The following is a 12,916-nucleotide window of genomic DNA, read 5'->3' as shown; positions in this document are numbered from 1 at the left end:
ATATATTCTTCTAATCAGAGCTTATATAGACTTCTTGTTCTAATCAAAATCTGTCTGGCTGTGCAACCTGCTTCCAGAAAGCACAGCTCATAGATCAATTTAAAATTTGGTTTCTTATTACTTAAAAGAAAGTATCTGCAGAAACGTTAAAACGTTCAGACAAAGCTTTAATATGGCGGATATTGAGCTGACGTTTACCATTCAGGATTTCAGAAATGACCGACTGGGTAGCTATATCAGATAGGTCTGATTGGCTGAGGCCATGCTGTTCCATCAGGAAAGCGAGTGCAGTACGACCATCGCCTTCTGGCATCGGCAAATGTTCATGTTCATAAGCTGAGACTAAATCACCCAGTTGAAGAATCAGTCCCATTAAGGGATGCGACTCATCATCACCTACAATATCCAGAAGTTCATCTAAAGCTTCAGTAAGGGTATTAAAGTCTTCTTCAGTTTCTGGCTTGCTGAGCAAAGGTGCAACATAACGCCAGTGATCAACGGCCTGTTTAATCATTGCATTCATATTAAGCCTCCTTCCAATGACCTTTGTCATATTCCTGATGGGATAAGACATGGCGAATATAGACACGTTTTGCCTGATACATCACAACTGCGATCAACCTGATCTTGTTGCCACCAATATCAAAGACATGAAATTTCCCGACTTTATCGACTGCGGGAAATAATCGCTTCATGTCGGCAAAATCCTTAGGATCATTGGCCTTGATAATTCGATACCAACCATCTAATGCAGTTTCAGCGTGTGGCCACTTTTGTATTGCTTCCAGAATCCGAGCGTGAGTGATCACATGCATAATTATTTATCGCATTTTGCTATATTCAAAGTATAATCTAAATATCGCATATTGCAATAACACTTAAAGCATGAATTTAGTTGAGATGGATATTAGTAGGATCAAATAATAAGCTAAAAATGAGTAAATTCTTATTTTTAATAATCTTTATTAATTAACTGTCAATAATTTATAAAAATATAGCGCTGATATGTTGGTTCTATTTTCAAATATCAATAATAAAAAATGAAAACCCCGTCGAGCTATATCAAACGGGGGTTCAACATCCATCTATACCGCGAAGGTCTAGAGAGTTAATTTAAATCTTTCAAGCAATCACGACACTTTTTGACTTCGAAATCATCGACTGTGTAATCAATTTCAGTCGCACCATGAAGACCAAATAAACAACATATAAATTGGAACATGTGTTTCTCCTGACTGTGAACAGCTCGATCATGGATCGAGCTTAGTTGCTTTAAAGATAATGGCTTACAGCTCCACGATTTATTTACCTTGAAACGATTGAATCACTCACCTGTACTGCGATCGTACAGGCAAGCTATAGCCTCTAAATTTGCACACTCTCTTCATGTTTTGGCGCTTGGTCTTTGGTACCCTGATCCTTGCTCATCATCCGGCACATTTTTTCTTTGCAAGATTTAAAGCAACATCCCACCATGACACCCATACCAAATGCACAGATACATCTCATCATAGCTCTACCCTGTCTTTTCATGAAAAGAGATATATAAATAACATCTATTCATGTTTCACACTTGAACGTATTTTCAGGTTTTATGTTGTATATGAAAACTTATGTGAAGGATAAATATCGGAGAATCATCTGTTTTAGACATATTTATGATCTAAAAAATGGGCCCTGCTTAACTGTCTGGATTAAACAGGGCTTTTTAACTTGCTGATTTTAAATTATTTTATCTGAGTTGTTGTAGTGGTGATAAAGTACCACTTGTCATGCATCTAATATGTATATGAAATATAGAGGCTTTTTTACTAAATGTTGAATATAGGTTATGTTTTATATTTTACTGGCTATTTTTCATCAACTTAGATGCAATTAAATACAAAAAACTTTGGTTCATGTGATTTTCATTCAATCAAGTGAGTCATAAAAGCAGAGATGCAACTTATACATATTGGTAGATATTTTATTTATTTTATCAAAGTCCTTTTCATTTTTTATTTTCTCAGCTGTCAATGAGTTTAAAGGCAGGTGCTCTTTCACTCATTTCTCTTTATAATTTTTCCAACGACTGATAACAATATATTGTTGCCATGAAAATATCACTATTCATAATTACCCTATTGGCATTGGCGATCACAGGCTGCCAGAAACAACAGGCAGATGTATCAGCTGAACCTGATCCAGCAGTGAAAGCTCAGTTTGAACAATCAGATGCCCGATTGAGTGCTTATTTAGATAAATTAGATTCTTCTACTATTAGCCTTGAGGAAAGAACACATATTTTATGTGAGGATTATCCTAAAGAATATAAAACTCATTATATGCCGGCCCTAATAAAACTAATGCCACAAGAATATGAGGAGCAGGAATTACTGAAAGATCTGAAAAATGCGCTCGACTTTTATAAAGTAAAATCCAATATTCAATGCTGATTTATTCTGAACAATAAAAAAACCGCCTTAAAGAAGGCGGTTTTTTGTAGAGATTACACAGCTTAGATATGAACGCTGCAGCTTTGACTAATCTTATTGATTACGCAAATTTTGCTGCTGGTTATCTTGTTGTGGCTGTTGCTGTTGTTGCTGATTGCGTTGCTGGTCCTGTTGGCCCTGCTGACGCTGTTGGTTTTGCTGTCCCTGCGGCTGTTGTTGCTGCTGGTTCGGCTGTTGCTGATTTTGATTCTGGTTTTGCTGACGTTGTTGGTCTTGCTGTTGCTGTTGTTGTTGGTTCTGTTGGTCTTGCTGATTTTGCTGTTGATTATTAGCCATGGTGTAACTCCTTACTATTTGCTTTAAATCGCCGATGATTAGGTTTCGACTTAATATTTACTCTACCTATTTTTAAAAATTCGCCAAGTTATTACCTGTTACATATTAATTCAATGTAAAAAAAGGTAAGTTAAGTAATTGAAGTCTGGATTTATAAGAAACATAAATTACTTTTAATAATAGAATAAACACATATTAAAAGCTTTCTATCTTTTATAAATTTTATTTTTCAATTAAAGTCATAACTTAATCAAAAAATTGTATATAAACTTAAATTTAAAATAAAATTTAGAAATACATTTTGCTACTTATATAAAATATGATTATATTTATAAGATATTGAATTTTATTAATTATTTAAAATTATAATTTCTTATACATGTTTAACTTAATTTTCTAAAAATTAGATCATTAAATATAATAACGAAAAAAACCATTTTTAAATAGCAGAATATATTACATAGAATCACAAATAAGGCCTTTTCAGTTGCCAATTTACCTTGACTTTATATTTTTAAAATTATTATTAGATTTTTTTATTAAATCTAATCAAATTTTATTTTAACGACCTTTATCCAATAAATAAGCCTCTTATTTTAAGAGGCTTATTTTTAATAAGTTATTTTTAGATTGCGACCACTTTTACAATAATGGTTTGGCTTTCTTCTTGCTCTTCGGCTAGATATAAACGCTTTAATTCTTTGCTTTTAACTTTAAACTTTAAATTCTGGTAGTGAATGATGCTTGGGATCTGATCAAAATATTGACCATCTGCCTCAATTTCTTCCTGAAATAAAGGAGTACCCAGTTGATAATCTAGACTTTTTAATACGGAATACTTTACTGTGGTTTTCATTCTTACAACCTACTTTCCTTACGCACTTTATTTTTATTTTTACCACTGATTAGAGCAAGTTAAAACCATTAATTTCAAATATTGTCCAAGCATTAAGCAATCAATTCAATAACTGCCAAACTTACGTTTGGAATACTAAAATTACAAAAATATTTTACCTTTCATCATAATAAAGAAATAATCTCACAGTTGATACAAAAGCAAAATGGGACTACATTGGAATAAAGATTACCTTCTAAGACAAAATAGACATTATGATTAAAACATGTTGTGGCCTGCTGGAACAAAGAAACATCAAGATTGCTTTTATTGAAAGTGCAAGTTCTGGCTATTTAACCAGTCAGTTTTCAATTTGCAAAAATGAAGGTGCTGAAATCTTGCTGGGTGGTCTAGTGTGCTACGATCCGTCTGTGAAGATTAATGTCTTGGGAATTTCTCCGAATCTGATTAGTACCCATTCAGCTGAATCCATGCCTGTAACGGTTGCTCTGGCTGAGGCAGGCAAAAAAATGTTTCAGGAAGCTGACTGGATTATTGCTTGTACAGGCTTGCTTAAACCAGGCGGTAGCGCGACCCCAGATAAGCCGGAAGGTACTTTCTTTGCCGCTGTTTATGATGGTCTTCAGACTCACCAGTTCCAGTATTATATTAAAGGTACTCCACAGGAACGTCTCAATAAACTGGCAGCCGTCATCGCACATGACATGATTAATCTACTCAACACCCAAAGCTAAAACTGTTTATATTGAGTGCTGATCAAACTTCATTATTTCTACTGTATTTATAGTTAAATTACTTCCATAAAAGCACGTTTTTAATGAGGCCTGATCAGTGATGAAAATAAGAATTGCAGCCCTTTTGCTCGCCCTTGGTATTCCTGTATCCGCTTTCGCCACTGTTGGTGGCCCACAGAATATTGAAGTTTTGGGTTATGAAGTCAAAGACCAGAAACTTTATCTGTTGCGGCATTATCTCGATGGTCGCGGACGCTTGCCTCAACTGTATTATTATAATTTTAAATCTAAAACACCGAATCAGTTAATTCAGGTGAACTCCCTGTATATCAATCCAAAAACCAAGCAGATTGACTACGATCAGGACAGCCGTAAGTTTAACCAGGAAATTGCCAAAATTAAAAAGCGACTAATTCCGCTGGTACCACTGAGAAAGCAAGCCATCCAGCTCAAGCTATTAAAGACCAGCAAAAGTACCGCCCCTGCATGGCATGACCCTAAACAGAAAGTCCCAAAATGGACTTATCAATATCGAGTGCAATCTGGCCAGTATAAAAGTCCTGTTCAACAAGCAGTCAGCTATAAAGCAGATTTAAGATTAAACCAGACTTATAAAGTACCGAAACAGAATAAAATACTGGTGACGGTAAAATACTTAGGCCTCCCATTCGAAACCGGTTATCATATTGAAGATCCAGCATTATTAAGTCGTTAAACCAACGTCAATAAATAATCAGAAAAAAAATAAGGTCTCGTGGAGACCTTATTTTTTATATTTAGAATATCTCTGGCTTACGCAGCAGAAGTGCGTTCAGCAATTGGAACCACTTTACGTAATTCTGGACCGGTATAATCCGCGCTCGGACGGATAATCCGGTTATCTGCACGTTGTTCCATCACATGCGCCGCCCAACCTGTGACGCGTGACATCACAAAGATTGGCGTAAACAGTTTGGTTGGAATACCCATAAAGTGATAAGCAGAAGCATGGAAAAAGTCTGCGTTACAGAACAGTTTTTTCTCGCGCCACATCACTTCTTCACAACGTACTGATACTGGATAGAGCACAGTATCACCCACATCTTTTGCCAGTTTTTCAGACCACTGCTTGATAATGCCATTACGCGGATCATTGTCTTTATAGATCGCATGACCAAAGCCCATGATTTTTTCTTTACGCTCCAGCATGCCCAGCATTTCGCGCTCGGCTTCTTCTGGAGATTTCCAGTTTTCAATCATGTCCATTGCCGCTTCGTTGGCACCGCCGTGTAATGGACCCCGTAGTGAACCAATTGCGCCGGTAATACATGAATGCAGGTCAGACAAAGTTGATGCACAAACACGCGCTGTGAAGGTTGAAGCATTAAATTCATGCTCTGCATACAGAATCAGGGATACATTCATCACCTGTTCATGCAGCTGATTTGGCTTCTTGCCATGTAGCAAATGAAGGAACTGAGCACCGATTGAATCATCATCGGTATTTTCATCAATGCGTACGCCGTCATGGCTATAGCGATACCAATAGCAGATAATTGCTGGTAGCGTCGCCAGAATACGGTCTGCAACATCCTGTTGCTGATCAAAAGACTGTTCAGTTTCAAGGTTGCCCAGCATCGATACGCCAGTACGCATCACATCCATTGGATGTGAGTCCGCTGGAATGCGCTCAAGTACTTCTTTCAATGCTTGTGGCAGTACACGCAAAGATTTCAGTTTTGCTTTATAGGCTGCCAACTGTTCTGAAGTTGGTAATTCACCAAAGAAAATCAGGTAAGCGACTTCTTCAAACTGACAGTTTTCTGCCAGATCCTGTACGTCATAGCCGCGATAGGTCAGGCCTGCACCACTTTTGCCTACTGTTGAAAGTGCAGTTTTGCCTGCGACTTGTCCGCGCAATCCTGCGCCAGTGAGTACTTTTCCTTCAGCCATTGTTTTAATTCTCCTGCTTGAACAGTTTATCTAATGTGTTTTCGAAGCTGTGATAATCTAAAAATTCGTATAATTCTTTACGCGGTTGCATTTTATCCAGAACATGCACCTGTGTACCATTTTCACGCACTGAGCGCATCACTTCCAGTGCCGCTTTTTGCATCGCACGGGTGGCTGATAGCGGGTAAAGTACCATGCGAATACCCTGCTCAGCCAGTTCTTCAGTGGTGTAATATGGGGTATCACCAAATTCGGTAATATTGGCCAATACTGGGACACCAACTGCATCACATACGGTGCGATACATCGTAATATCCGTCATTGCCTCAGCAAAAATGGCATCTGCACCTGCTTCGACACAGGCACAAGCACGGTCAATCACTGCCTGCAGACCTTCTTTCTGTAATGCATCGGTACGTGCCATCACCACAAAGTTTGAATCGGTTTTAGCATCGACTGCCGCCTTGATCCGGTCAACCATTTCCTGTTGGGTCACAATTTCCTTATTCGGACGATGACCACAACGCTTTTGCGCAACCTGGTCTTCGATATGCACAGCTGCAGCGCCAGCAGCAATCATCTGCTTGATGCTACGTGCGATGTTAAATGCACCGCCCCAGCCTGTATCAATATCAACCAGTAAGGGTGTATCTACACGTTCAGTAATGCGGCGTACATCTTCCAGAACATTATCCAGACTGGTCATGCCCAGATCAGGCAAACCGTAAGAATAATTCGCGACACCCGCACCTGATAAATAAATGGCTTTATAACCGACTTGTTTGGCCATCATGGCAGCATAGGCATTTACCGTGCCCATAATTTGCAATGGTTTCTCGACTTCAAGCGCTTGTCTAAATCTTAAACCTGCAGACATTTGTTCTGTCATCTTCCTTTTCCACAGTCTTGGCTATAATTATTGAAATTCGAGTATACTCATTTGGCTTGCTCATTCCATAACCCGATAGAACAAATACTCTAAAACTTTAGTCAAATTTTTAAGTTTTGCTTTAGCTAATGGGGCAAATACTGCACTTTTTCGGTGCGATTATGAAATATGCGCATATATTTGCTATGATGCGATTTCAATCATTATTGACTTGTAGATGTATTATCTCCTATGCAAGACCTCGCCCTAGAACCGCTCGCCAAAGATCTGCCGCAGACCAAACGTGGTCATGAGCGCTGTATTGCACTGCTGATCAGTGCAACCGAGCTGTTTCTGGAACGCGGTTATGATGCTGTCTCTCTGGATGATATCGTCCAGCATGCAGGCGGTTCCAAGGCTTCTATTTACAAGTACTTTGGCAACAAAGAAGGCTTGTTTAAGGCCATTTGCGATTATCGTCGTATCAAGTTTTTTGAAGATATCAGTATTCCGATCGAGCTGATGGCTCTGGATTTTCGTAGTTATCTGGTACATACGCTGCTTAATTTTTATCATCAGATCATGCAACCGGAAAATTCAGCCTTTATGCGTCTGGTGCTGGAACAGAGTCAGCGTAATCCGGAACTCGCGCAGCATATTCATGAACGAGGCCCAGTACATGTACAAAGTGCGATTGCCACGGCTTTAGAACAAGCAGATGCGCAAGGTTTATTGCATTGCGAGAATCCGCAATATTCGGCCCAGTTATATTTTGGCATCTTGCGTAATCTGGAATGGCGGATTCTGATGGGAATTCCGGTACAGGAAGATGATCAGGAAATCGACAAATACATCAGTTATTGTGTGGATCGATTTTTAGACGGTCATCAAAAAGTCTAGTTTTTTTTGCATTTTTCATTGCTTATAGTATATTAGCCGATTCCGTATTTTTTCTTAAACTAACCAACAACTGATTGTTGATCGAGTTTTTCGGCAATTATTGTGGAGTAACGAATGGCTCTCCGTCACTTTCTCACCTTACGCGATTTATCAACTTTAGAACTTAACCAGATTTTGCAACGCGCAATTGAGCTTAAGCGCAAACAGCATAACAATGAAGTGTTCCAACCATTTGTTGGTAAAGTGATGGGCATGATTTTTGAAAAATCGAGTACCCGTACGCGTGTTTCGTTTGAAGCTGGCATGAGCCAATTTGGTGGTAGCGCAATTTTCCTGTCTTCACGCGATACCCAACTGGGTCGCGGTGAGCCAATTGAAGATTCTGCACGTGTGATTTCCAGCATGCTGGATATTGTGATGATCCGCACTTTCGGTCACGATATCGTAGAACGTTTTGCTTCTTATTCAAAAGTTCCAGTGATCAACGCTTTGACTGATAATCATCACCCTTGCCAGTTACTTGCTGACATGCAGACTTATCTGGAACATCGCGGTTCGATCGAAGGTAAAACTGTTGCCTGGATCGGCGATGGCAATAATATGTGTAACTCTTATATCGAAGCAGCGCACATGTGGGGCTTCAAGCTAAAAGTTGCAGCACCGAAAGGCTATGAGCCTCAAGAACAGTTCCTGTCTGAATTCGCACACTGTGTAGAACTGGTCGATACTGCTGAAGATGCAGCAGTCAATGCCGACCTGATCGTCACTGACGTTTGGGCAAGTATGGGCCAGGAAGAAGAACAGAAAATCCGTGAAAAAGCTTTTGCAGATTATCAGGTGAATGAACGCCTAATGGATCTTGCACACCCAGACTGCCTGTTCATGCATTGCTTACCTGCGCATCGTGGTGAAGAAATTTCTGAAAACATGCTGGACCACAAAAATGCTGTGGTTTGGGATGAAGCAGAAAACCGCCTTCATGCACAAAAAGCACTGGTTGAATTCCTGTTGAATGAAAACCTGAAAAAAGACTGATTCCTTCAAAAAATCTTCACAAATTAAGCACCAATCTCTGGTGCTTTTTTTGTTTCAGCTCTTATAATCAGAATTGAAATGACATAAAAAGTGATGCGATACAATGCAAAAAAAATATTGGACTTTGGCACTCCTGGCAGGTTTTAGTAGTGCTGCTTTACCGGTGTATGCTTCTGAATTCGACCAGTATCTCCAAGGAAAAGGCATTCTGGACAGCAAGTTTAAAATTGAGAAAAAAGCTGAGCTGAACGAGCTGCTTACCGTGCTAAGTGCGGAAGATTCCAAGACTTTACCGCTACAGATCGATCAGAATACAATCATAGAGCAGTTACAACTTACAGCCAATAAAACCACGCTTAAAGGCATGATCACGACACCCGACTTTAGCCAGTTTGAGAAAGACTTAGGCCGTAAAGAAGTTCTTAAAGTGATTCGTAATAATCTTCTAAATAACTGCCAGATCTTTTTTGAACATCGCTATCAGATCGTCAATCCTTATAAAATCGAACTTAGTCTCAGCTCCCAAACACACACTTATAATGTTGACCTCTCCCAGAAAGACTGTAATGTAAAATAATCTTGTCTAGAATCAATAAAGGCAGCTTTGGCTGCCTTTTATATTTTGATAAATTCTATTTTGGTAAATATAAACAGACGGTCAACGGATCAAACCTTGCGGCTGTAAAATAATAATTAATGCACCTAGAATGACCACGATTCCCCCAAGCAGGTCCCAACGTGAAAGGCTGACCTGATCAACGAATCTCAGCCACATCAATGCTGAGAAAATATAGATGCCCCCATAGGCAGCATAAATACGTCCAGAAGCCGCCGGATGCAAAGTCAAAAGCCAGACAAAAGCAGCTAAAGCTAATGCGGTTGGAATCCATAACCACTGACTCTTAGCCTGATTTAAAATCAGGTAGGGAAAATAACAGCCCAAAATTTCCATCAATGCCGTCAATAAAAATAGAAAAAACGTAGTTAAAAGTTTGCTAATCTGAATATCCATATATTTCGCTAAATCAGAAATTCTTTAAACCAAGAGTACATAAATTAAGGGTAAATAAAACAACAAAACCCGTGCGAACACGGGTCTGATAATGATCTATTCAATGATTAAGCTGGTTCAGCAGTCTGATCTTCGAAGACTTCAAGTTTCAGACCGACAGACTTACCATTTTCTTTCTTCACAGAAACTGAAACGTTACCACCATTTTCAGCCAGTTCACCAAACAGGATCATTTCAGCCAGTGGTTTTTTCAGATGTTCCTGAATCAGACGCTGCATTGGTCGAGCACCCATCAAGCGATCATAGCCATTTTCAGCCATCCACTCACGTGCGCTTTGATCCACCTCCAGCACCACTTTCTTCTCATCCAATTGTGCCTGAAGTTCAGTCAGGAATTTATCCACGACATTTTCAATAATGGTATTCGGCAATGCCTTGAATTGAATCACGCCGTCCAGACGGTTACGGAATTCTGGCGAGAACGCTTTCTTCATCGCTTCCTGGTTGTCATTACTGTTATCCTGTTCCATGAAACCAATGCTGACGCGGGAAATACTTTCCGCACCAATATTAGTCGTTAGAACCAGTACCACATTACGGAAATCGGACTTACGACCATTATTATCCGTTAAGGAACCATGATCCATGATTTGTAATAGCAAGTTGAATACATCTGGATGCGCTTTTTCAATCTCATCTAGAAGTAATACACAATGCGGATTTTTGTGAATCGCATCGGTCAGCAAACCACCTTGGTCAAAACCAACATAACCTGGAGGCGCACCGATCAGACGAGAGACTGCATGACGTTCCATGTATTCGGACATGTCAAAACGTACCAGCTCTACACCCAAAATTTTCGCCAATTGCTTGGTGACTTCAGTTTTACCTACACCCGTTGGACCTGCGAAGACAAAACTACCGACTGGCTTATCAGGCGATTTCAAACCTGCACGAGACAGTTTGATCGCAGAAGCTAAAGCTTCAATTGCTTCATCTTGGCCGAAGACCACACGTTTCAGATCACGCTCAAGGTTCTCCAGTACAGACTTGTCATCTTTAGAAACCGTTTTCGGTGGAATACGGGCAATCTTGGACACAATGTCTTCGATGTTTTCAACTGTAATCAGGCTGTCATCTTGCTCAGCTTTCAAACGGCGTTGTGCACCGGCCTCATCAATCACGTCAATCGCTTTATCTGGCAAGAAACGGTCATTAATAAATTTCGCTGACAGTTCAACCGCAGAAACCAGTGCCTGATCGTCATACTGCACATGGTGGAAATCTTCAAATTTAGATTTCAGGCCACGCAAGATATCAATTGTTTCTGTAATCGAAGGCTCATTCACATCTATTTTTTGGAACCGACGTGATAAGGCATGATCTTTTTCAAAGACCTGACGGTATTCCTGGAATGTGGTTGAACCGATGCAACGCAACGAACCATTTGCCAATGCAGGCTTAATCAGATTCGATGCATCCATGGTGCTGCCCATGCTTGAACCTGCACCGATGATCATATGAATTTCATCAATGAACAGTACTGCATCTGGTTTTTTCTTCAAGGCATTTAATAGTTGTTTTAAACGCTTTTCGAAATCACCACGGTATTTAGTTCCCGCCACCAGTGCGCCGATGTCTAGGCTATAGATTTCAGCATTTTCCAGTGGCTTAGGTGCCTTGCCATTGACAATTAACCAAGCCAGACCTTCAGCAATTGAAGTTTTACCTACACCTGGATCACCGACAAGTAAGGGATTATTTTTACGACGGCGGCAAAGAATTTGTGCTGCACGCTCAATTTCTTTTTCACGGCCAATCAATGGATCTGTCTTGCCGCGTTGAGCTTCCTGATTCAGGTTTGTCGTATATAACTCTAGTGGACCAGAATTATTGGAAGAAGCCGATTCACCATCTAGCTCTTCAATTTCTTCTTCAGACTGCACTTCGTCTTTACGTGTACCATGAGAAAGATACTGGGTTAAAGTCAGACGGTTAATCTGATGACGTTTAAGCAGATAAACCGCAAAAGAATCACGCTCAGAATACATCGCAACCAGAATATCGGCACCTTCTACAGTACGATCACCGCCACTGGATTGAACATGGAAAATTGCACGTTGCAAAATCCGGTCAAAACTTTCTGTAGGATGAGGTGCCTGATCACTATTTTCACCGAGTTTAGGGGTATGTTGTTCTACGTACTCTTCTAATTCTTTACGCAAAACGATAATATCTGCACCACATGCTTTTAAGGCATTCACGGCAGAATCATTGTCGAGTAAAGCTAATAATAAATGTTCTACGGTCAGGAACTCATGTCTCTTTTGACGAGCCATGCTGACAGCCAAACGTAGTGATACTTCTAATTGACGACTGAGCATGCAACCCCCTTAATCTTTCGGCTCAATCTGGCAAAGTAAAGGATGACCTTGAGATCGAGCGTAATTATTGACTTGGTTCGCTTTGGTTTCCGCAATGTCTCGAGGATAGACCCCAGCTACACCTTTTCCTTCATAATGTACAGTTAGCATTACTTGTGTAGCTTGGTCAAGATTCATTGCAAAGTATTGTTGTAAAATTTCAATTACAAACTCCATTGGAGTGTAGTCGTCATTCAATAATACCACTGCATACATCGGTGGACGCTTCAGTTCAGGAGGTGCAGTCTGGACTGCAAGGTCAGCGTCATCATCGTGAAAAGGCTCGTCTGTTAAACGCGGGCTAATATGCCAATCAACCATGCCGGACTCGTAAAAAGAATTTTTGATCTCACTTAAACATTTTGGACGTTTATTGCTTGGCATA

At 39.9% G+C, this 12,916-nt stretch carries 16 protein-coding genes; 6 read left to right on the top strand and 10 right to left on the bottom strand.

Annotated elements, in window-relative coordinates:
• Window positions 1-121: 121 nt before the first annotated feature.
• The 3 genes from FTU46_RS03340 to FTU46_RS03330 all read right to left on the bottom strand — a co-directional run bounded on the left by FTU46_RS03340 (window position 122) and on the right by FTU46_RS03330 (window position 1,512).
• Complete coding sequence (locus tag FTU46_RS03340) at window positions 122-523, bottom strand: type II toxin-antitoxin system HigA family antitoxin (protein WP_004785978.1); 402 nt, start codon at window positions 521-523, stop codon at window positions 122-124.
• A gap of 1 nt (window position 524) precedes the next feature.
• Complete coding sequence (locus tag FTU46_RS03335) at window positions 525-815, bottom strand: type II toxin-antitoxin system HigB family toxin (protein WP_125279810.1); 291 nt, start codon at window positions 813-815, stop codon at window positions 525-527.
• Window positions 816-1,365: 550 nt separating this feature from the next.
• On the bottom strand, window positions 1,366-1,512 hold the full coding sequence (locus FTU46_RS03330) for a hypothetical protein (protein WP_179992345.1): 147 nt from the start codon (window positions 1,510-1,512) through the stop codon (window positions 1,366-1,368).
• A gap of 581 nt (window positions 1,513-2,093) precedes the next feature.
• Between FTU46_RS03330 and FTU46_RS03325 the strand changes: the two genes are divergently transcribed.
• A complete protein-coding gene (locus FTU46_RS03325) occupies window positions 2,094-2,435 on the top strand; it encodes a hypothetical protein (RefSeq protein ID WP_175967532.1) in 342 nt (113 codons plus the stop codon).
• 93 nt (window positions 2,436-2,528) lie between these two features.
• Here the strand turns inward: FTU46_RS03325 and FTU46_RS03320 are convergent, their stop codons facing one another.
• Both FTU46_RS03320 and FTU46_RS03315 read right to left on the bottom strand, forming a co-directional pair.
• The gene (locus FTU46_RS03320) at window positions 2,529-2,771 is read right to left on the bottom strand and encodes a hypothetical protein (protein ID WP_034705379.1); all 243 of its coding nucleotides are present in this window, start codon (window positions 2,769-2,771) and stop codon (window positions 2,529-2,531) included.
• Window positions 2,772-3,396: 625 nt separating this feature from the next.
• Window positions 3,397-3,627 (bottom strand): hypothetical protein, encoded by a 231-nt coding sequence (locus tag FTU46_RS03315; RefSeq protein ID WP_034702487.1) that lies wholly within the window; start codon window positions 3,625-3,627, stop codon window positions 3,397-3,399.
• Window positions 3,628-3,881: 254 nt separating this feature from the next.
• On the opposite strand from FTU46_RS03315, the gene FTU46_RS03310 reads away from it, so the two are divergent.
• The gene (locus tag FTU46_RS03310) at window positions 3,882-4,361 is read left to right on the top strand and encodes a CinA family protein (protein ID WP_180104330.1); all 480 of its coding nucleotides are present in this window, start codon (window positions 3,882-3,884) and stop codon (window positions 4,359-4,361) included.
• Between the two features lie 100 nt (window positions 4,362-4,461).
• Window positions 4,462-5,076 (top strand): aminotransferase, encoded by a 615-nt coding sequence (locus FTU46_RS03305; protein WP_180104329.1) that lies wholly within the window; start codon window positions 4,462-4,464, stop codon window positions 5,074-5,076.
• 77 nt (window positions 5,077-5,153) lie between these two features.
• Here the strand turns inward: FTU46_RS03305 and prpC are convergent, their stop codons facing one another.
• Complete coding sequence (prpC, locus tag FTU46_RS03300) at window positions 5,154-6,293, bottom strand: 2-methylcitrate synthase (protein ID WP_005235399.1); 1,140 nt, start codon at window positions 6,291-6,293, stop codon at window positions 5,154-5,156.
• Window positions 6,294-6,297: 4 nt separating this feature from the next.
• Window positions 6,298-7,182 carry a methylisocitrate lyase gene (gene prpB / locus FTU46_RS03295; protein ID WP_180017735.1) on the bottom strand — a complete coding sequence of 295 codons (885 nt, stop codon included), beginning with the start codon at window positions 7,180-7,182 and terminating at the stop codon, window positions 6,298-6,300.
• A gap of 231 nt (window positions 7,183-7,413) precedes the next feature.
• Here prpB and FTU46_RS03290 point away from each other — a divergent pair, with 231 nt between their 5' ends.
• The 3 genes from FTU46_RS03290 (at window position 7,414) to FTU46_RS03280 (ending at window position 9,673) form a co-directional block, all read left to right on the top strand.
• Window positions 7,414-8,061: a TetR/AcrR family transcriptional regulator gene (locus FTU46_RS03290; RefSeq protein WP_004646788.1), complete on the top strand. Its 648-nt coding sequence runs from the start codon at window positions 7,414-7,416 to the stop codon at window positions 8,059-8,061.
• A gap of 114 nt (window positions 8,062-8,175) precedes the next feature.
• On the top strand, window positions 8,176-9,096 hold the full coding sequence (argF, locus tag FTU46_RS03285) for an ornithine carbamoyltransferase (RefSeq protein WP_180104328.1): 921 nt from the start codon (window positions 8,176-8,178) through the stop codon (window positions 9,094-9,096).
• Window positions 9,097-9,199: 103 nt separating this feature from the next.
• Window positions 9,200-9,673, top strand: coding sequence for a hypothetical protein (locus tag FTU46_RS03280; RefSeq protein ID WP_179992341.1), 474 nt, complete (start codon window positions 9,200-9,202; stop codon window positions 9,671-9,673).
• Between the two features lie 81 nt (window positions 9,674-9,754).
• Here the strand turns inward: FTU46_RS03280 and FTU46_RS03275 are convergent, their stop codons facing one another.
• From FTU46_RS03275 to clpS, 3 genes are all read right to left on the bottom strand, one after another.
• Window positions 9,755-10,108, bottom strand: a complete 354-nt coding sequence (locus FTU46_RS03275; protein ID WP_180104327.1) for a YnfA family protein — start codon at window positions 10,106-10,108, stop codon at window positions 9,755-9,757.
• 107 nt (window positions 10,109-10,215) lie between these two features.
• Window positions 10,216-12,492, bottom strand: a complete 2,277-nt coding sequence (clpA, locus tag FTU46_RS03270) for an ATP-dependent Clp protease ATP-binding subunit ClpA (protein ID WP_034702512.1) — start codon at window positions 12,490-12,492, stop codon at window positions 10,216-10,218.
• A gap of 9 nt (window positions 12,493-12,501) precedes the next feature.
• Entirely contained in the window at window positions 12,502-12,915 is a 414-nt protein-coding gene (gene clpS, locus FTU46_RS03265; protein ID WP_034170359.1) for an ATP-dependent Clp protease adapter ClpS, read from the bottom strand.
• Between the last annotated feature and the right edge of the window lies 1 nt (window position 12,916).

This window comes from Acinetobacter sp. YH12108 (assembly GCF_013419055.1).
Taxonomy (GTDB): domain Bacteria; phylum Pseudomonadota; class Gammaproteobacteria; order Pseudomonadales; family Moraxellaceae; genus Acinetobacter.
This window is presented reverse-complemented; position numbering and strand designations above follow the sequence as displayed.